The sequence below is a fragment of the Pseudovibrio sp. JE062 genome (assembly GCF_000156235.1).
In the GTDB taxonomy this organism is placed as follows: Bacteria; Pseudomonadota; Alphaproteobacteria; order Rhizobiales; family Stappiaceae; genus Pseudovibrio.
In genome coordinates, this window is sequence record NZ_DS996805.1 from 747,418 (window position 1) to 766,393 (window position 18,976).

General features: G+C 52.1%; 16 protein-coding genes and 1 tRNA gene. 5 read left to right on the forward strand and 12 right to left on the reverse strand.

What is annotated here, in order from left to right:
- Positions 1-147: 147 nt before the first annotated feature.
- Together PJE062_RS03160 and PJE062_RS03165 are read right to left on the reverse strand one after the other, a co-directional pair.
- Positions 148-1,707, reverse strand: a complete 1,560-nt coding sequence (locus PJE062_RS03160) for an alpha/beta hydrolase-fold protein (protein WP_208982116.1) — start codon at positions 1,705-1,707, stop codon at positions 148-150.
- Positions 1,708-1,814: 107 nt separating this feature from the next.
- Positions 1,815-3,851 (reverse strand): TonB-dependent receptor domain-containing protein, encoded by a 2,037-nt coding sequence (locus PJE062_RS03165; protein WP_008547245.1) that lies wholly within the window; start codon positions 3,849-3,851, stop codon positions 1,815-1,817.
- A 261-nt stretch (positions 3,852-4,112) separates the two neighbouring features.
- Here PJE062_RS03165 and PJE062_RS03170 point away from each other — a divergent pair, with 261 nt between their 5' ends.
- The 3 genes from PJE062_RS03170 to PJE062_RS03180 all read left to right on the forward strand — a co-directional run bounded on the left by PJE062_RS03170 (position 4,113) and on the right by PJE062_RS03180 (position 7,872).
- A complete protein-coding gene (locus tag PJE062_RS03170) occupies positions 4,113-4,973 on the forward strand; it encodes an AraC family transcriptional regulator (protein WP_247643102.1) in 861 nt (286 codons plus the stop codon).
- 146 nt (positions 4,974-5,119) lie between these two features.
- Entirely contained in the window at positions 5,120-5,614 is a 495-nt protein-coding gene (locus PJE062_RS03175) for a ferritin (protein WP_008547124.1), read from the forward strand.
- Between the two features lie 311 nt (positions 5,615-5,925).
- Complete coding sequence (locus PJE062_RS03180) at positions 5,926-7,872, forward strand: TonB-dependent receptor domain-containing protein (RefSeq protein ID WP_008546541.1); 1,947 nt, start codon at positions 5,926-5,928, stop codon at positions 7,870-7,872.
- 34 nt (positions 7,873-7,906) lie between these two features.
- Here PJE062_RS03180 and PJE062_RS03185 read toward each other — a convergent pair whose 3' ends face one another.
- From PJE062_RS03185 to PJE062_RS03195, 3 genes are all read right to left on the reverse strand, one after another.
- A complete protein-coding gene (locus PJE062_RS03185) occupies positions 7,907-8,365 on the reverse strand; it encodes a MarR family winged helix-turn-helix transcriptional regulator (RefSeq protein ID WP_008547118.1) in 459 nt (152 codons plus the stop codon).
- A 102-nt stretch (positions 8,366-8,467) separates the two neighbouring features.
- Positions 8,468-9,223 carry a hypothetical protein gene (locus PJE062_RS03190; protein WP_008546868.1) on the reverse strand — a complete coding sequence of 252 codons (756 nt, stop codon included), beginning with the start codon at positions 9,221-9,223 and terminating at the stop codon, positions 8,468-8,470.
- Positions 9,220-9,816 carry an RNA polymerase sigma factor gene (locus tag PJE062_RS03195; protein WP_247643095.1) on the reverse strand — a complete coding sequence of 199 codons (597 nt, stop codon included), beginning with the start codon at positions 9,814-9,816 and terminating at the stop codon, positions 9,220-9,222. The genes PJE062_RS03190 and PJE062_RS03195 overlap by 4 nt, the downstream gene beginning before the upstream one ends.
- A 25-nt stretch (positions 9,817-9,841) precedes the next feature.
- Here PJE062_RS03195 and PJE062_RS26840 point away from each other — a divergent pair, with 25 nt between their 5' ends.
- Positions 9,842-10,783 (forward strand): cytochrome c family protein, encoded by a 942-nt coding sequence (locus PJE062_RS26840; RefSeq protein ID WP_008546352.1) that lies wholly within the window; start codon positions 9,842-9,844, stop codon positions 10,781-10,783.
- A 57-nt stretch (positions 10,784-10,840) separates the two neighbouring features.
- Here PJE062_RS26840 and PJE062_RS03205 read toward each other — a convergent pair whose 3' ends face one another.
- The 7 genes from PJE062_RS03205 to PJE062_RS03235 all read right to left on the reverse strand — a co-directional run bounded on the left by PJE062_RS03205 (position 10,841) and on the right by PJE062_RS03235 (position 16,611).
- Positions 10,841-11,833: a beta-ketoacyl-ACP synthase III gene (locus PJE062_RS03205; protein WP_008546310.1), complete on the reverse strand. Its 993-nt coding sequence runs from the start codon at positions 11,831-11,833 to the stop codon at positions 10,841-10,843.
- Positions 11,820-13,079: an adenosylmethionine--8-amino-7-oxononanoate transaminase gene (locus PJE062_RS03210; protein WP_008547277.1), complete on the reverse strand. Its 1,260-nt coding sequence runs from the start codon at positions 13,077-13,079 to the stop codon at positions 11,820-11,822. The genes PJE062_RS03205 and PJE062_RS03210 overlap by 14 nt, the downstream gene beginning before the upstream one ends.
- Positions 13,079-13,717 (reverse strand): dethiobiotin synthase, encoded by a 639-nt coding sequence (bioD, locus tag PJE062_RS03215; RefSeq protein WP_008546757.1) that lies wholly within the window; start codon positions 13,715-13,717, stop codon positions 13,079-13,081. Before bioD ends, PJE062_RS03210 begins: the two co-directional genes overlap by 1 nt.
- The gene (locus PJE062_RS03220) at positions 13,714-14,853 is read right to left on the reverse strand and encodes an 8-amino-7-oxononanoate synthase (protein ID WP_008547138.1); all 1,140 of its coding nucleotides are present in this window, start codon (positions 14,851-14,853) and stop codon (positions 13,714-13,716) included. The genes bioD and PJE062_RS03220 overlap by 4 nt, the downstream gene beginning before the upstream one ends.
- Positions 14,837-15,838, reverse strand: coding sequence for a biotin synthase BioB (bioB, locus tag PJE062_RS03225; protein ID WP_371256218.1), 1,002 nt, complete (start codon positions 15,836-15,838; stop codon positions 14,837-14,839). The genes PJE062_RS03220 and bioB overlap by 17 nt, the downstream gene beginning before the upstream one ends.
- A gap of 310 nt (positions 15,839-16,148) precedes the next feature.
- Positions 16,149-16,225, reverse strand: a tRNA-Arg gene (locus tag PJE062_RS03230).
- An 80-nt stretch (positions 16,226-16,305) separates the two neighbouring features.
- Positions 16,306-16,611, reverse strand: a complete 306-nt coding sequence (locus PJE062_RS03235) for an ETC complex I subunit (RefSeq protein ID WP_008546405.1) — start codon at positions 16,609-16,611, stop codon at positions 16,306-16,308.
- A gap of 587 nt (positions 16,612-17,198) precedes the next feature.
- On the opposite strand from PJE062_RS03235, the gene PJE062_RS03240 reads away from it, so the two are divergent.
- Positions 17,199-18,689: an inorganic phosphate transporter gene (locus PJE062_RS03240; RefSeq protein ID WP_174519212.1), complete on the forward strand. Its 1,491-nt coding sequence runs from the start codon at positions 17,199-17,201 to the stop codon at positions 18,687-18,689.
- The last annotated feature ends 287 nt before the right edge of the window (positions 18,690-18,976 follow it).

The window sequence follows — 18,976 nt, forward strand, 5'->3', positions numbered from 1 at the left end:
AACTCCGTTGGATAGATGTCTCATGGCTTGGCCGCAGCCTGGCTGTTGAGCTTTGTCTCTATCTAAAATCAAAACCAAAAGTTGTCCAACAATACCTGAAGGTTACACTCAGATTTTTATGCAGGTGCATCTAATTGTGATGCGTGGTTACTTTCGTGCGGCATTTCCAAGCAGGTAAATGAGGCCATCGCTGAGGATGGTTTGCCATGAAAACAGGTCATGTCCAGCAGCATATGTTCTCATCTGAACGGGATAGCCTTTTGCTATCAGGACATCTCTAACATGTTGATTGGAATAGAGGATACCGCGATCTCGACCGCCAACTCCCTTCTCAAACAGCCCCGCACTCAGGAAAAATGAGAGGTCTTGCTTTGGCTTGCTTGCAATGAGTTGGGCGACATAGTTCTCATCTCCCTCCTCTGAATACCAGTAGGAACCGGACATGGAGAGGACGTTTCCAAACTGCTGCGGATAGCGGAGGGCTACAGTGATAGAGGCCAATCCGCCGTAGCTGGACCCGGCCAAAATGGTTCTATCCGGTGATGAAGGCGCCCCCAACTCCTCTTCCACAAACGGGAGCAGAGTTTTGGCCATAAACTGCGCAAAATCAGCATTGTTTGGCAGCTCTCTGGACCGTGTTTTTCCGTCGATATGGGAGATGAAAACTGCAGCAAGTGGCGGGATAACGCCTTCCGCGACCATGTTATCCAGAATGGTTGGAACTGAGATGCGACCGTTGTAGTGCTCTGCGTCAAACATCAGCAGGAGCGGAGCTGTTTCTTTTGATACCTCATAACCTACTGAGCGGTAGATCCAGATGTTGCGTTTGTTTTCAAGGATCCGGCTCTCTATCACATGTTTGGTCAGAGAGCCTTTTGCGCCACCACGATCCTGCAAAAAACGGCCTTTGTCGGCTTTGGGCAAAAGAACCGTAGAGTGTTGATTATATGGATCGATTGCGTCTGAAGGCCATGGATATTTGTTGAATGGGTCAGCTGATAAAGTTGCAAGGATTGCTCTGCGGCGTTCTATCCATGAGCCGGTAATCTGAGGAACGTCTTTTGCCAACTGATAGGACAATCGGGTCGTGTTGGGCACGACAAATGATTTGAACCAGACATCGCTGATGCCAAGTCTGTCCAACTCTTCGTGATTGCTGGTTGGGGCGCCTAGCAAACGAACGGCGTTTTTCGCATCTTTGGCCAGAAAGGTCAGGATGCTGTTACCGTTCCCTTGATCTTCAACAAGAGGAGTGCCGGTTTCCACTACTTCCGACCAGAAATCATCGGGAGTACCTCCAGTTTTCAGGTGCTCTGCCAGTTTTGCAATGCGTGGGCTAAGGTATTCTTTTTGTGAGGAAACTTGCTCGCTCACAGCTACCTTTCTCAGCACAGAAAGCGTGAACTGGCCTGCTTGAACTGCTGAGACTTTAAGATCGATCGGTTGCTCTCCGGCCACCAAAAGAAATGGCGCTCTGCCGACGTTCTCGGAGATGAACCGGCGTATGTGTTTGCCGGTTGTTCTTTCAACGCTGTCTAAGTGAAAACTTCCGTATGGGGCGGACCAGCCGAGCTGGATGTAATCACCCGGCTCGGCTTGCAACTCAAACAACAGCTCCTGTCCCTGTTGAAGAGCCACAGCTCCTGCTGCTGTTTCGGGGCTGAGGGAACGTGCTGCACTGCTCGGCACGACACTTTGTGAAGTCATAAGAACCAACAGGCCTAGAAGAGTTTTCCTGAATGAAAACATGGTGGTATGCCTTTACGCGAAAAAGGTGAGCTGTGCCCACCTTCCCGTTTCAATGTGCCAACTCGTTAGAAACGTGTGGTGCCGGAGATGAAGTAGCGGCGGCCATCGACGTTGAAAGCATCGCTATCTTCTTTCAGAATTTGATTGTCAGCGATGTTCATAACTCCAGCTCGAAGCGTGAAGTTTTCATTCACATCATAACGACCGCTAAAGTCGGCGGTGATGTATCCGTCAACTTTACTGGCGAATGTTGTATTTCCGTCTGCAGGTATCCAAGTATATTGCTCGCCTACGTAGTTGGCAGATAAGGCAAAACTCAACTTTTCACTAAATGCGTAGTCCAACTTAATATTCGCTGAATGTTTTGGTTGAAAGGCCAATGGCGCATTATTAGCGCTTATGTTTTTCGCATCTAAGTAAGTGTAGTTGGCAAAGACTGTTAGCTTGTCGATCGGACGAACAGTCAAACTTGCCTCGATACCCATTGTTCGTGCTTCTTCGATGTTTTGAAACTTAAAAATTGGCTTTCCATCGGGAGTTTCGCCAACATAATTTGAGAAGTTTTTAGCCGCTACCGCATCTGGAGTTCTGGCAGGCGGAAATGGGATCATATCTTTGATTGTATTATGAAAACCGGTAACTCCAGCGCTCCATTTTACTTCATCATATTTGAAACCCGCTTCGAAACTACTTCCAACTTCAGGGTTCAGGTCATCTGCGCCCACTAGATAGCAGTTACCACCGCAGGATATTTGCTGCCAGCCCGGAGACAGCTGAAGCAAAGTTGGGGCTTTGAAGGAAGACGACCAGCCACCTTTGAAAGTAAGCGCATCAGTCAGATGATAAACGCCATATACGCGAGGACTAACATTCCAGCCAAACTTTTCATGTCTGTCGAGGCGACCGCCGAGTGTTACTTCAAAACTATCTGAAATCTCAAAACGATCTTCCAAGAATGTCGATGCTTGCCAGATAGAGTTGTAAGAGCCCCCCTCTCCAGTTAGCACATGCTTGTCTTCCAAGGATTGATGTTGATAGGTGGCACCAATGGTAATGAACTGTGGGACAACGAAATCTGCATCAAAGCTGACCTTACCGTCTCCCGTAAAGTTGTAGGCGGTGTTTGGCTCATTCTTGCCCGAAGTGTTTCCGTGTCCATATGAGTTTTCGATCCGGTCACCGAAAGCACGCAATTCTGTCTCACCGAACTCATAGGAACCATGATGGGTTATACCCGCCGAGTATCTGTCTAGGGTGGTCAGATCGTGCTGTCGTTTACTGTAACCCCCGTTAAAATCGAGAGAATTTTCTTCATTCACATCCCAAGTCACAGTTGTATCGATATACTTGTTGTCACTACGAGCGAACCCGGGGTTTGCCCGCCCACTGGGCAAGTCAGGGTTCAGACTGCCAGAATCTTGACGGCGGAAATCCCAGCTGCCGTAGGTGCGCATGAAGAGTTTGTCCTTCAGCAACGGCCCAGAGAGATTGAAGCCTGTACGGCCATAATCACCGGATTTGCGGTTTTCCTGAAGGGTATATTCGGTGGTAAGTGAGCCGTGCCACTCATCCGTTTCCTTCTTGGTGATGATGTTGACCACACCGCCAATGGCGTCTGAACCGTAGAGCGAAGACATGGGGCCGCGAACGATTTCAATGCGTTCGACGGCTTCCAGTGGTACCCAGCCGGAATCGTAGTCGTTGCCGCGGAAAGCGTTTGGGGCGGAGGTGACGCGTTTTCCATCGATCAGGAAGAGCGTGTAATTCTCATTCAGGCCGCGGATCTGCACCTTGCTCTGGTTGCCCGCTCTGTTGAAGGTGAGGCCTTCCACACTTTCCAGCAGGGAACGAACATCCTTAGCGCCCTGATTTTCCAGCTCTTCTGCGGTGATAACCGAGATGCTGGCCGGAGCGTTCTTGTAGGTCACTTCAGAGGCTGAGGCTGTGACGACCACCTCATCCAGCAAGTTATTCTCCTGCGCGACAGCCGCTGTTGAGCAGGTCAGCGCCGTTGACATCAATAAGAGATTTAGTGCGTTGGTTTGCGTTTTTTTGCAGAAAAGGCCGTTCTTAGGTGCTTTTTCAACGCCGCGGCTGGTCATCGAGACATTCTCCAATCCTGTCCGCGCGGCAACACAGCACCATGAGCGCCTGCGGGGATAACAAGCACTTTGGGCACCTCATTCAGAGATGTTGGTTAGCTGGAAGGTCGCGCTGGACTAACTTCAATCATACGAAGTTTTAAACTTGACTTCAAAACTCATAATATATTTATGAGGGGGTGTTCGTCGATTGGAAATGCATTGGCGTGTGCGCCAAAAACATCTTCATGCGCGCCAATGAAAAGTCAGGGGGCATTTTTGGTGCAGATTGCGCAGCAGATTCGAGTCAAAGTTCTGGATGAGACCATGGAGCATCATGCGCATGATAGTCTGGTGGAGCTCTCACCCATTTTTCAGATCTTCATTTATCTGGAAGGACAGCAGCAGTTTTACATTGATGATGTCTATTTTGATCTGGATGCGGGCAGTCGAGATGCACCCAAACCTCAGGCACTGCTCTTTAACCTGAAAAAGAGTGCCAATCTGCGCTTGAGGCCGAGTGAAGCCGGGCATTCTTTGCGCAAAGTTGGCATAGCGGCACAGCCGGACTGGTTTGGATCTCTTGGGTTGGAGTCCCCTGCTCTTTCTGAGGAGCTGCGCAGCTTCATGAACGGGCAATTGAACTACTTCATCTGGCAACCGGATGAGCAGATGGTGGAATGTGCTGCTCGTGTTCTTTCCATGAGCTCTGAGAACTGTGATGAGATTGGTGGCTTGCAGCGACAGGCGGAGGCTCTGGGGCTTCTGGCGCAAACGTGTGCGCATTTGCGCGGGGCTGTGCAAGCAGAAGCGCAGGAAGATGACACGAAACTGCGGATCAAAGGCCTGAAGGTTCGCGAGTACCTGCTGGAGCATCTGGGAGAGGATCTTTCCATTGAACGGATTTCCAAAGAAACGGGCCTCAGTAAGCGCAGCATTCAGCGGCATTTCAAAGAAAAGTACAATCTGACGGTCTCCGACTTCATCCGCAAACAGCGTCTGGAAAAAGCAAGGCAAGCAATCAACAAGGGTGGTATTACGGTTGCGGAAGCGGCGTATATGGCTGGCTATAACAGCCCGTCCAGCTTCAGCAATGCGTTTAAACGGGTCTATGGCTCTGCTCCGAAAAACTGGCGGGCGTGAGAGCAAAAACATGCGTCGCAAGTGCATTTGTGAAATTGCCAATCACTTGCAATTGCTAAGATAATTCTGTTGCAATTGACTTTGGTCAAGGCGATTAGTTTGTAGCTTTTCAAATCTGTCTCCACGAATTTTGATTGGAGATTGTGATGAAACTGAACACAAAAGTTGCTGATGCCCTGAACCAGCAGATCAATGCTGAGCTGAGCGCATCCTACGTTTATCTCGCTGTGGCTGCCTATTTTGACTCTTGCGAACTGCCGGGCTTCGCAAAGTGGTTTCGCCTTCATTCCAAGGAAGAAACTGAGCATGCCATGCGTATCTACGACTTCATCGTCAAGCGCGATTCCCGCGTGACGCTGGAAGGCATTTCCGCTCCGACTGTTGAATTTGATTCAGCTCAGGCTGCGATTGAACTGGCTATGAAAATGGAAGTAAAAGTAACAGAGCAGATCCACGCTCTGTTCGATCTTGCCCATGAGGAAAAAGAGTACGGCACTCAAAACATGCTGCATTGGTTCCTGGAAGAACAGATTGAAGAGGAAGACCTGTTCCGCCGCGTTCTTGATCAGGTCAAAGCAGCTGGAGATGACCGTTGGCACCTGCTGACACTCGACGACCAGATGGGTCAGCGCCAAGCTTAATCCTCTTTGTTTTTATGAGCCCCTGCCAAGCGATTGGTGGGGGCTTTTTTTGTGCCTTTGGCCTGCCTGCTACGGCTCGTACCTGTAAAAACTGCTAAATACACACAGGTGCAATTCAGTGCAAAATACCCACTAACATATTGATATAAATAAAGAATAGAGATTGTCTCCATCTGCAGTGCCATTTTGTCTATTTAGATGCACTTGCATCTATAATTTCCTTCCCATATACCCACGTGAATAAACATGAGTGATTTTCTCATATTTGATTCGCCGTAGGTAATACGGCCAATATGTGGGTGGGGACCATAATGAAGAAACTTCGGTGGCGGTTGCTTGTTTCCGTTTGTGTTTTAAACGGTGCTTATTTTTCTACCGGGGCTGCAGCACAAGATAGCGTGGATGCCAGCGAGGAGCTGGATCCTGTTGTTGTTTACAGTTTCAACAACGACCGCTTTGCGGTGGCTGCAGACAGAAACACCTCAATCTACGTTTCCAGACAGGCGATTGAAGCAGCGGAGATGGGCACTCTGCGGGATGTGTTTGCTGAAGACGCCTCAGTGACTGTTGGTGGCGGTATTCCGATTGCCCAAAAGATCTTCGTCAATGGTGTGGACGCGCTCAACCTGAACATGACCATTGAAGGGGCGATGCAGAACAACCGCGCCTTTCACCATGTGACAGCCAATGCCATTGATCCAGCCTTGTTGCGTGCCGTGCGTGTGGACGCAGGTATCGCGGCTGCAGATTCCGGTCCAAATGCTCTGGGCGGTTCTATCGCCTTTCAGCTGATCGATGCGCTGGACTTGCTGGAAGATGGTGAGACCATGGGCGGCAAAGCCACGCTGAGCGTTGACACGAACGGCAACACGTTCTCTCAAGCCCTGACCGGTTTTGCTGAACATAACGGTTTTGATATTCTCGCCTTTGCCAAGAACGCCAAGGGACAGGATTACACCTCCGGCGGTGACTGGGAAATCCCGGGTACCGGCGCAAACCTGCAAACCGGCCTTCTCAAAGGCGGTTACACTTCAGACACCGGACACCGATTTGAGGTTTCCGGAATGATGCTGAAGGACAAGGAAGAGCGGCCTTATCGAGCTAACTTTGGATCGCTAACTAATAAACCTAATGATACTATCAGGTTGTATGACACCACGCGTAAAAGCTTCTCATTCCGTTATGAACATCTGGAACCAACTGATCTTTATGATCCTGAGGTGGTTTTAGGCTTTAGCGAGAATAACATTGACGTGCCTGTGCCATATGGAAGTAAAGGCACCTCCAACACACTAAACGGAAAAGTCGCAAACACTTTCCATTTTAGTGAAGATATTGGTTTTACAACGGGCTTCGATTTTTACAGAAAAACGGCGAACTATGAAGGTCCGTCCTCTGATTTAGAAGAGGTTGCCAATAACTTTGGCGGCTTCGGGCAAGTCCGGTGGACACCATTGTCAGCATTAAAGCTCTCAGCAGGCTTACGTGTTGATCATCAGCGGTTTGAAGGTCTTGGAGATTTTGATACTTCTGTAACAGGGCTCAGCGGTAACGGGTCTGCATCCTATGAAATCCTGGAAGGTCTCAAACTTAAAGCCGGTTATGCCACTGTTTTCGGTGGGATCGCGCTGGAAGACAACTATGTCTTCGATGCGTCCTGGGATTACTCCGGTATCAAACCATCACGTTCTCACAATATAACCACGGGTTTTGAATTTGAACGGTCCGGCTTCTTGCTTTCAGGCGAAGTTTTCAGGACTGACATTAGTGATGCCCGGTCCAAAGTCGAAAATGTCGACGTTCTTACCGAAGGTTTCAACTTAGCTGCAGGCTACAAATGGAGCTCAGGTGCAGCAAAAATCACCTATTCCAACACACGTGTGGAAGTTGATAGTGATGCGGCTTCCTCCGATCTTGCAACGGATTTTGCCGCACCACTTGGACAAGTCATCGCATTCAATGTCTCTCATAAATTGGAAAACTATGATCTGACCGTTGGCGGAGATGTTCAGGCTGCATTGGATTATGACACCGGATCTAGCGACTCCAACAGAACGATAGACGGTTACGCAGTTGTTGGGTTGTTCGCAGAGTATCAACCTGAACAGATTGACGGCCTGAAGCTACGCTTTGAAGCGAATAATATCTTTGATGAAGATTACTCAGACCGTGGCACCTATGGTGGCGACTATCAGACAGTGAACACTCTGAAAGAACCAGGCCGGTCCTTCAGCCTCACGGCGAACTACAGATTTTAAAATGAATTTGGGCCGCTGCTGAGCGGCCCTTTTTTTATGAGTAGATCTTCGTCAGCAGTTTGAAGAGCGTAAAGGCCTCATCCTTACTGAGATGGGCGCCGACTTCCTTTTGAATAGTGCGGAAGTAATGGGGCCAGAGCTCTTTGTTGACGTCTGCTCCCTTCTTCGTCAGGAAGATCAGATGTGCGCGGCCATCTTCTTTATCGGGGTGACGCTCCACCAAGCCCTTCTTTTCCATCCGTGAGATATGGCGCGACATGGTGAACTGGGCCATATAGAGCTTGTCCTGCAAATCAGCGGCCTTTGCGCCCTGCTCTCCTGCCCGTTCAATCTCCAGCATGATCTCGTACCAGACCGGATTATCAATGCCGTAGTCACGCAAGCTCCGCTCAAATCTTGGGTAGAGGTAGCGATGAGCCCGCATCAGGTGAAACCAGGCACGACTGGCCAGTTCTTCCTGATTTTCCGCTTCAATCTCATTGTAAGTCTTCATAAAACAACATCCTGATCGGCAATCCCGAAGACTTATCATAAGAACCCGTGGCAATGCAGGGGCTCTTGAAGATACTGACAGAAAGATAAGTGCTTAGATGACCTACAGAACGCGGGAGTGGATTTGCTGGGCCACGGTGTCGATGCGGTTCTGGTTATCGCCGCCTATGACCAGATAGCGGTAGCCATTGCCGGTCCAGTCGGCGGCGGCCATGCCTTTCAGATTATCGGAGTGCATGGCAGTATCTGATGCGCCGGTGTCTTTCAGGATGCAGAATGCGATGGGAGCGCCGTTTGGATCAGCGAAGACGATCTGGATCAGCGGAGCCCCTTCATGGCCGAGGATCTGAGTTCTGAGCAGTTTCAGGCCTTGCAGGTCCGTCAAATCGCTCAGGTTAAGCTGCTGGCCCACTGCGGCAGAGGCTATGGCAAGCTCCTGCTTTAGTTCGTCTTCTGAGCGGTTGAGAGAGGCGATGGTGTCTTTGACATAAAGGGCCTGATAGCTGGCAACTTCCTGGCGCCAGTCAGGTGCGTCATCCGCCCAGATCATCATGCCAGTGCCGATCACAAGGCCTGCTGCAAGCGTTGCTGCGCGTGCGCCCCATTGGCGATAGAACGGTGTGGCCGGGACTTGTTCACTGGCGGTATCTTCAAAGATTTTCTCTTCCAGTTCCTTCAGGTGTTCCGGAGCTGGTTGATCTGCAAAGCCGTGCTGGACGACTGGGATCAGGCCTTCCAGAGCCAGAAGGCGTTGCTCAAGGATCGGGTCGGTTTCCAGATCAGCCTCGATCTGCTGTATCAGAGAGGCTTCCGCTGAACCAGCGAGATAGGAACGCAGTTGTGCATCGGTGTATGTCATGCCAGCTCTCCTTTCTTCGTCTGGTTGGCGTGATCCTGTTGCAAAGGTGCCAGTGTTTTGCGGGCAGCAGATAATCGACTCATGACCGTCCCAATAGGAATACCCAAAATTGCGGCTGCTTCGCGATAGGTGAATTGCTCTACAAAGACAAGTTCCACCACAGAACGCTGACCTTCTGGCAGCTGCATCACTTGCTTAAACACTTCAGCGGCGAAAATATTCGTTTCTGGAGATGGCGATGGGTCAATAAGGCCAGATTCGACGGCTGCATCGAGCTGTCCGGTCTTCCTCAAGTGCTGGCTGCGCATTTCGTTGAGCCAGATGGACCGGCAGATAGTCATCGTCCAGGCGGCAAAGTTTGATCCGGCCTTGAACTGGCTTTCCCTTTCCAGCGCGCGCAGGCATGTGGCCTGCACCAGATCGTCGGCCAGATCCTTTTGCCCGGCCAGCGATAGCGCAAAGCGCCAGAGCCTTGGTATCACTGTGATCAGATCCCCCTGAAAACGCTTCGGATATTTTTTTCCAAAATGCATCGAATAAAAGCCAGCTGTCGTGTGTTTCCCATTTGATAGCAACCAAAAATCGTCAATCACATCAAATCACGAAGGCGACATACCTATGGTAAAATCCTTTTTCCGCACCTCCGCGATGCTTTTATTGTTGTCCGGCAGCGCTCTTGCACAGAGCTGGACTGTCGACAGTGACAGCTCGCGTCTTTCCTACGGCACAATTAAGAAGAACTCCGTTGGCGAGGTGAACAGCTTTGAGAAGCTTTCCGGCACGGTGTCTGAGGACGGCAAGCTGCAGCTGGCAATTGATCTGGGATCAGTTGAAACCAACATCGATATCCGCAACGAGCGTATGCGCCAGATTGTGTTTCAAAGCATTGGTGCGGCTGATCTGACAGCGCAGCTGGATATGGCAGAGCTGAACAAGCTTGGTGTGGGTGAGACAACCGTCGTTGATTTGGAAGCCACGCTGAACCTGCTGGGAACCGAGGTTCCGCTGGAGACGGAAGTGTTTGTGGCCCGGATTTCTGAGGGCAAGGTTCTGGCGACCACCAATGACATGCTGTTTTTGGGGACAGAAGAGGCTGGCGTGAATGCTGGCGTTGATCAGCTGAAGGTGCTTGCCAAACTGAACGGCATTACGCGGACTGTGCCGGTGACCCTACGCCTTGTTTTGAATGCGGATGGCAAACAGGCAGCTGCTGCGCCTGCACCAGTGGCGGCCCCGGTTCAGGTCGCGCTGGCAGGTGACGTGAAAGCGGGCAAGAAGGTTTTTAAGAAGTGCAGAGCCTGCCACAGCGTGAAGGAAGGCCAGAACAAGGTCGGGCCGAGCCTTTATGGCGTGATCGGCAGCCAAGCTGGTGCTGTTGAGGGCTTCAAGTATTCCAAAGCCATGGCGAATGCGGATGTGACCTGGGATGCGGAGAGCCTGACCGAGTTTCTCGCCAAGCCGAAGAAATTCATCCCGAAGAACCGTATGGCCTTTGCGGGCCTGAAGAAGCCAGCAGATATTGAAAACCTGCTGGCTTATCTGGACAGCGCATCAAAATAGCTGCGGTTTAATGCGCCAGCGCCCGCTCGTTTTTCCACCGCGAGTGGGCGCCCCTTGTTACATGCCGATCAGCAATGAGCCACTGACGAAACCGGCGCCGATGGCAGACAGTAACAGCTTGTCACCGGGCTTATAGCTGCGTTCCTCGCGGCATTTGGACAGGCTGAATGGGATCGTTGCCGCGGAGCTGTTGCCATACTCACCCAGAGTCATCAGTGTCTTGTCGGTGTTTATTCCAAGATTGGTTCCGACAGCCTGAATGATCCGTGCGTTGGCCTGATGGGGTGCCCAGTGGTCCACATCAGATGGTTTCAACCCGGCCTTGTCCAGAATCTTCATGGCAGAGTCTGTGAGGGTGTTCACCGCTTTGGCGAATACGGTCTGACCGCCTTTCAGGCTCATCAGGTATTCGTTGGGGTCCATATCCGGTCGGTACGGATTGCGGCTGCCGCCACCTGAGATCTTGATGAGATCGTAGTAAGCGCCATCTGAGGCGAGGTCGGAAGCAAGGATGCCCTGCCCGTCCTGCGTTGGTGGTGTCACCACAACGGCACCTGCTGCATCAGCAAACAGCACGCGGCTGGCACGCTCTTCCGGGTTGATACGGCGGCTCAGGATGTTGGCGGCGACCACCAGAACAGCAATGCCCTGCGTTTTGGCATAGGCATCAGCCATGGCCAGCGCATAGAGGAACCCAGCGCACGCACCTGCCATATCGATGCCACCAGAGTTCGGCAGGCCGAGCTTGTGCACCAGCAGCGGAGCAGATGGTGGCAGCAGGTGATCCGGCGTGCTGGTAGCCAGCAGTGTCAGGCCGATCTTGGACGGATCGATGCCGGAATCTTCGATGGCCATTTGTGCAGCTGGCAGAGCGATGTCTGTCAGGGCCTGATCTGGCGCCACATAGCGGCGTGCGCGAATGCCGGTGCGGCGTTCAATCCAGCCCTCTTCAAGGCCCAGATCCTGCTCGATTTCTGCGTTTGCTACACGTCGTTGCGGGGCGTAGTGCCCAAAACCAATCAGTCCACCGCGATCCTTACAGGAGTTCATCAGCGGCCTCAGCAATTGCGTCGTAGATCCGGTTGATATCCTCTTGCGTTACGCAGTAAGGCGGCATGGAATAGAGCGTGTTGCCCAGTGGACGCAGAAGCAAGTTCTTAGATTTGAAGAACTCATAGAGGCGCGGACCAACATCGGACAGATAACCGTGATCCTTCACGTTGATATCCATTGCAGCGATGGTGCCGGTTTGGCGGATGTTGGTGAAGCGGTCGTCATCCTTAAAGCGCGCCAGACCTGCTGCCTGCATTTCAATGAGCTTTTCAATGCGCTCGTAGACAGGTTCGTTCTCCCAGATCTCCAGATTGGCCACTGCTGCGGCGCACGCAATCGGGTTGGCCGTGTAGGAGCTGGAATGGAAGAAGGTTTTGCTTCTGTCTGTCGAATAATGCTCATCATAGATCTTTGAGGAGCACATGGTGACCGCAAGTGGCAGAGACCCGCCGGTCAGGCCCTTGGAATAGCACGCGATGTCTGGTGTGATCTGGGCATGCTCACAGGCGAACAATTTGCCGGTACGGCCCCAGCCGGTCATCACTTCATCGGCAATAAACAGAGTGTTGTGCTTTTTGCAGGTCTCATAAAGCGCTCGCAGCGTTTCTGCGGAGTACATGAGCATGCCACCTGCGCCCAGAACCAGCGGTTCGACAATAAAGGCAGCGACATCGCCTTGAGCGCAGAGCTTTTCGAGCTCGTCGATTGTGGCTTGCTCATTGCCCGCAGACGGGAACGGCACTTTGGCCACATCAAACAGCAGCGGGTTATAGGGCTGGTTGAACACCCCACGCTCACCAACAGACATGGTGCCGATGGTGTCGCCGTGATAGCTGTTTTCCATCACGATGATGCGCTGGCGGTTCTCGCCCAGATGATGCCAATAGCCGAGTGCCATCTTCAGCGCTACTTCCACACTGGTGGAACCGCTGTCGGAGAAGAACACGTAATCCAGCCCATCTGGCGTGCAGTTCAGCAGTTGCTGGGCCAGACGTTCAGCTGGTTCGTGGGTGTGACCAGCGAAGATCACCTGATCCAGCTTATCGGCCTGCTCTTTGATGGCGCCTATGACGTGCGGATGGCAGTGACCGTGGGTGACGACCCACCAGGATGCGATGGCATCTAACAGTTTTTCGCCGTCAGCCTTGGTCAGGTAAGCACCGGAACCGCCAGTAATCTTGGTCATTTCCTGCAGCACAGCGTGCTGGGTGAACGGATGCCAAATCGGTGAGCTCTTGGACATTAAGCGGTCTCCCCGGTTTGCGCGCGAAAATCTTCCAGACGGAAGTTCTCAGCAAACGCTGTTCTTATTGTTTCTGGGGTGATGTCTTTCAGCAGCGGCAAGCGGCCAAGTTTTTTGACGCCTGCGTATTCTGCGATGGTGCGCTCAGAATCTGCCACTTCATCGCCAATGAATACGATGCCGAGCAGATTGCAGCCACGGGCTCGCAGCGCCTCAATGGAAAGCAGGCTGTGATTGATGGTGCCAAGACCGGTGCGGGCGCACAGCACAATGGGTGCCTGCCACTTTTTGAAAAGGTCGATGTAGAGCGTCTCGCGGGTGAGCGGGACCATAAGGCCGCCTGCCCCTTCAACCACCAGAGGACCATCAACTGCTGGTATAGTCAGGTTCTCGACATCAATCAGGACGCCTTCTTCCTCTGCAGAAAAGTGCGGAGATGCCGGAATTTGCAAGCGATATGTTTCGGGCAAAGCCGTACAGCCTGTGAGGCGTGTGACAGCCTGCGTATCTGTTTCTTCTTCCAGGCCAGACTGGACAGGTTTCCAGTAGGTGGCGGAAAGAGCCTGAGTCAGCGCTGCAGAAAAGATTGTTTTGCCGATGCCGGTGTCTGTACCAGTAATGATGATTGGTTGTGTCATGACGGAACCAGATCCATTTCTTCTGCAAGCACTTCAAACATGCTGGATACATCAGCCTCGCTGCCATGCAAGGTCAAAGCAATACGTAGTCGGGAGGTGCCACGCGGAACGGTTGGCGGGCGAATGCCGCGGATGTCGTAGCCGGTTTCCTGCAGGGCCTTCGCGATGCGCATGGTGCGTTTGTCATCGCCAATCAGGAACGGCAGAATATGCGTTCCGCTGCCCTTTTGACCGCACAGACGTTCCATCTCTGCGTTTGCGTGGGCGACTAAATCGGCCAGTTGTTCACGGCGCTGCGGCTGGTTCTGCACCAGTTGCAAAGACGCACGGACGATGGCAGCGACCAGAGGAGATGGCGCCGTAGCGTAGATGAATGCGCGGGCGCGATTGATGAGATAATCGATCATGACCGATGGACCGCAGACCAGAGCGCCGGATGCGCCCAGTGCTTTGCCACAGGTGTGCAGTGAAATAACGTTTTCACGGCCTTCAAACTCAGCTGCCAGACCTCGACCCCCCTTGCCCAGGACGCCAGTCGCATGGGCCTCATCAACCAGCAGGAAGGCGTCGTGCTGATCGGCAAGCTCTACCAGTTCCCTGATAGGCGCCTGATCACCATCCATGCTGTAAAGGCTTTCGCAGGCCAACCAGATACGACCAGTGCCACCCTGCTCGCGCCATTGCCTGATACGGTCCTGCGCGTCGTCCACCTGATTGTGGCGGAAGGCCATGGACTGAGCTGAGCCCAGCTTAATGCCATCATGCGCACTGGCGTGGATCAGGCTGTCGTGCAGCACCAGATCGCCATTTTGAGGAAGCGTGGAGAACATGGCCAGATTGGCGTTGTAGCCGCCGCCGAAGAACAGGGTCCGCTCAGCCCCAAAGAGCTTGGCGGCTTCTTCTTCCAGTGCCTCATGCTCAGGATCATTGCCGCGCAGCAGACGGGAGCCGCCTGCTCCCATGCCAACGCCACGTTGCAGTGCATTTTCTGCTGCCAAACGCAATTCTGGCGCTGTTGTCAGCGCCAGATAATCGTTGGATGAGAAATCGCAGCCATGCGCTTTGAGCAGGGAACGGGATCTCCCCCGTTCCGCCAGACGCTCCAGCGCACCCTGATGCTTATTCAGCAGGCTCATGGGCAGCCGCACAGCTCTTCAGCCCCATTGGGCGGATGCCAAGGCGTTTGAACAGAGCTGCGTCCTTGGAGTCTTCAGGGTTGTCTGTGGTGAGCAGCGTGTCGCCTTTGAAGATGGAGTTTGCACCCGCAAAGAAACTCATCGCCTGCGTTTCATCAGACATTTCCGTACGGCCTGCGGACAGGCGCACGTGGGATTTTGGCATCATGATGCGGGCAACAGCGATCAGACGAACGAAGTCGATCGGATCAACCGGCTCAGCATCCTGAAGCGGCGTGCCCTCAATCGGGATAAGCATGTTGATCGGCACGCTGTCCGGATGTTCGTCCAATGTGGCAAGAGACACCAGCATGTCGAGGCGATCCATATCCTTCTCGCCCATGCCGACGATGCCACCGGAACATACTTTGATGCCCGCTTCCTTCACCAGGTTGAGGGTGTCGATACGGTCGGAGAACTTACGGGTTGTAATGATCTCGCTGTAGTAGCGCTCTGAGGTATCGATGTTGTGGTTGTAATAGTCCAACCCGGCATCTTTCAGGCGCAGGATTTGCTCAGGGGTCAGCATGCCAAGTGTCATGCAGCTTTCCATGCCGAGCTCTTTGACGCCTTCCACCATCATTTCGATGGCGCGCATGTCGCGGTCTTTTGGAGAACGCCAGGCGGCCCCCATGCAATAACGGGTTGCGCCGCTTTCCTTCGCCTTCTTGGCTTCTTCAAGCACCATTTGCACTTCAAGCATCTTTGAAGCGGAAAGCTCGGTGTTGTTGCGAGCGGACTGACTGCAATAAGCACAATCTTCCGGGCAGCCGCCTGTCTTGATGCTCAAGAGCTGGCTCTGCTGGACCTCGTTGGGGTCAAAATGCTCGCGATGAACGCAATGAGCTTTAAACAGCAGGTCATTAAACGGCAGGTTGTAAAGGGCTTCAGCCTCTTCACGTGTCCAGTTAGTACGGATTTCTGATGAATTTTGCACGCAGTTCAACTCGTTGATTTCCCCTAGGGCGTGTTTTGCCGTCAAATACAGCAAAAATGTGGCATGCACAATGATCTATTAGAGGAATTTATTAAAACTGCGGCGGATTGAACACCTTATATCCCTTCAGTTTTGCTGGGGTTTTGACAGGTTCAAAACTGCAGATTTCAAAGAGCTTTACAATCGTGGAATACAAAGCTGCACTGCTCAACTGATGAGACGAATTTACTCTTTAGGCGCAAAAACGGAGAAAGTCGTTTCCACATCGCCATTGATGGCAATGTGTGTAGCTGCTGCTTGATTTTTGGGGAGAGAAAAGTGGCGATCCCTGCAGGATTCGAACCTGCGACCGTCGGCTTAGAAGGCCGGTGCTCTATCCAGCTGAGCTAAGGGACCGCTTTGGCTCGGGGCGATCAGCTCGCCCCTTGCGTGAGATGTTTCATAAGGCCGTTAGAGAATAATCTCAATGGCGAAACTTAATGTGTCCACGGAGATAATCTGTCAAAACGGAAATTATCTGAATAAGATGCGCGGCGGTGCTTGCGCTTGGCCTCTTCGTCAACACGGTACTGAATGTTGTTGCGGCTAGCATATGCGACCGCTTCTTCCTTGGAGGAGAATTTCAGCTTCACCTGCTGCTTCATGTCGCCGGAAGATGTGTAGCCCATGAGCGGATCGATGGACTTTGGAGACTGCGGATCAAACTCCAGCACCCAGTTGTTGGTCTTGGCGGTTCCGGACTGCATGGCCGTTTTGGCTGGATTGTAGATTCTAGCTACCATGTCACCTCTCTTGCTCGCATCGGAATCGGAAACGCGTTTTCCAAGGCGAAATACCAGTTTTCCTGTTTCTTCTCCAATTATGCCATTGGTGTCAATGCACTTGGTAAACCTATACCGATTTCTCTTAGTAAATAACTATAGATGCACTCATTGCGGCAGCAAGTGCAATAATTGCGCTCATAGGTGCAATATTTGCGGTTTTGACTTCAGTATTATTGGACTTGACGCTGAGCCATTTTGAGTGAAGGTAGTGCGAAATTTTTGTGAAATATCTGTGACTAGTTACTTCTCCAAAGTTTATAGGTATTTTTAACTTGAAATATACCGGCGCAAAAACTAGTTTGCGCGCGAACTGAGCGTTCACCGGAAATAAAAGCGCTTGCAGGTAGCTTTAATACACAAAGTTCCTCGAGAAATGTTTCCGGCGCAGGCTCATTTGAAGGCAAAGATGCCACACTAAATGACATGCACTCACCTGTCCTTATCGGATGATGAGGGGTTGGGTGCCAAATTGCAGTGGGTATGATGCTTGCTGCGCGGTGCATGAGAAACTACGCGAAGAAGACGCGGCGAAAAAAGTATACAGCATGTCTAACCTTAGAAAAAAGCCTACTCTAGACAAAGACTTAGAAAAGTTTTCCAGGCTAGAGCTGGCCGGCAACGCAATGGCACGGCCATTGGTTGCTCCTGCGGTCGCATTTGTTTTTCTAATGTTCGCTATGGCGATGGCTGGTTTTTATGTCTCTGACCAACCAAACGCTATTATTATTGTTGCTGCAGCTGGTATTGGCGCCTATCTGGCGATCAACATCGGCGCAAACGATGTGGCAAACAATGTGGGCCCTTCCGTGGGCTCCAAAGCTCTCACAATCGGCGGCGCTCTGCTGCTGGCCGCTATCTTTGAGAGTGCTGGCGCTTTGATTGCCGGTGGTGACGTTGTCAAAACGGTTTCCAAGGGCATTATCGACGCAAGTCAGGTTGGTGACTACACCGACTTTGTAAAGCTGATGCTGGCGGCGCTGATTTCCGCTGCAATCTGGCTGAACCTTGCGACCTGGATCGGCGCACCTGTTTCCACCACTCACTCCATTGTTGGGGGCGTGATGGGTGGCGGCATTGCTGCTGCTGGTTTCAGCTCTGTAAGCTGGGGCACTATGGCCGGTATCGCGGCCAGCTGGGTTATCTCTCCGGTTCTGGGCGGTATTATTGCTGCACTGTTCCTGGCCTTCATCAAAAGCTTCATCATTTACCAGCACGATAAAATCGCTGCTGCGCGCCGCTGGGTGCCGTTGTTGATCGCAATTATGGCAGGTGCATTTGCGACCTACCTGGCGATGAAGGGCCTGAAGAAGATCGTCAAGATCGACATCGAGATCGCTCTTCTGATTGGTGCAGCTGCGTTTGTTATCGCACTGCTGGTTTGTCGCCCACTGATCCGCAAGCAGTCTGAAGGCATGGAGAACCGCAACCAGTCTCTGCGTACGCTGTTCCGCTGGCCTCTGATTTTCTCTGCTGCGCTTCTCTCATTTGCGCATGGCGCAAACGACGTTGCGAACGCGATTGGTCCACTCTCTGCAATCGTGCACACCATTCAGGAAGGTGGTATTGCGAAAGCTGTTGCGATCCCTCTGTGGGTGATGCTGATCGGTGCGTTTGGTATTTCCTTCGGCCTGATGCTGTTTGGTCCTAAGCTGATCCGCATGGTTGGCGAGAAGATCACCAAGCTGAACCCAATGCGCGCTTACTGTGTGTCCCTGTCCGCTGCGATCACCGTGATCTTTGCAAGCTGGCTCGGCCTGCCTGTGAGCTCCACTCACATTGCTGTGGGTGCGATCTTCGGTGTTGGTTTCTTCCGTGAATGGTACACCATGAAGTCCAAGCGTCGCATTGCTTTCGTAAAGCAGAGCACCGGCATGGAGACCTTCAAGCAGAATCGCGTCAAGGAAGACGAGAAGCGCCGTATGCTGGTTCGCCGCTCGCACTTCATGACCATCATTGCTGCATGGGTTATCACCGTGCCGCTGGCAGCGATCCTGTCTGCTTGCATGTTCTTCGTTGTGGACCTCTTCATCTTCTAAGAAGAGCCGAACAACACAAGATTTCAAAAGCCCGGAGGTTTACGCCTCTGGGCTTTTTTATTGCGCCAGCGCCCTTCCCTCATCACCAAGCTGAATGCTCTTTATGAGGCGCATAGAACCGCCTGTAGCGCCCGCTTGAAGCTCTTCGCGCAACCTTTGCTATATGGGCCTGCGAACGCAACTAGAGAGGCCTGCGAGTAGGCTGCCGCTCCAGCCTAAAGATCTTTGATTGTATGAGAAAGTTTCGGCTTGCCTGATGAGCTCACAGCCTCTGAAAGCATGGTGCA

Bases quoted from the DNA above. Each gene is read 5' to 3' on its own strand.
- PJE062_RS03160 (WP_208982116.1), bottom strand. From the start codon at position 1,707: ATGACTTCACAAAGTGTCGTGCCGAGCAGTGCAGCACGTTCCCTCAGC.
- PJE062_RS03165 (WP_008547245.1), bottom strand. From the start codon at position 3,851: ATGACCAGCCGCGGCGTTGAAAAAGCACCTAAGAACGGCCTTTTCTGC.
- PJE062_RS03175 (WP_008547124.1), top strand. From the start codon at position 5,120: ATGAAACTGAACACAAAAGTTGCTGATGCCCTGAACCAGCAGATCAAT.
- PJE062_RS03180 (WP_008546541.1), top strand. From the start codon at position 5,926: ATGAAGAAACTTCGGTGGCGGTTGCTTGTTTCCGTTTGTGTTTTAAAC.
- PJE062_RS03185 (WP_008547118.1), bottom strand. From the start codon at position 8,365: ATGAAGACTTACAATGAGATTGAAGCGGAAAATCAGGAAGAACTGGCC.
- PJE062_RS03190 (WP_008546868.1), bottom strand. From the start codon at position 9,223: ATGACATACACCGATGCACAACTGCGTTCCTATCTCGCTGGTTCAGCG.
- PJE062_RS26840 (WP_008546352.1), top strand. From the start codon at position 9,842: ATGGTAAAATCCTTTTTCCGCACCTCCGCGATGCTTTTATTGTTGTCC.
- PJE062_RS03205 (WP_008546310.1), bottom strand. From the start codon at position 11,833: ATGAACTCCTGTAAGGATCGCGGTGGACTGATTGGTTTTGGGCACTAC.
- PJE062_RS03210 (WP_008547277.1), bottom strand. From the start codon at position 13,079: ATGTCCAAGAGCTCACCGATTTGGCATCCGTTCACCCAGCACGCTGTG.
- bioD (WP_008546757.1), bottom strand. From the start codon at position 13,717: ATGACACAACCAATCATCATTACTGGTACAGACACCGGCATCGGCAAA.
- PJE062_RS03220 (WP_008547138.1), bottom strand. From the start codon at position 14,853: ATGAGCCTGCTGAATAAGCATCAGGGTGCGCTGGAGCGTCTGGCGGAA.
- PJE062_RS03235 (WP_008546405.1), bottom strand. From the start codon at position 16,611: ATGGTAGCTAGAATCTACAATCCAGCCAAAACGGCCATGCAGTCCGGA.
- PJE062_RS03240 (WP_174519212.1), top strand. From the start codon at position 17,199: ATGTCTAACCTTAGAAAAAAGCCTACTCTAGACAAAGACTTAGAAAAG.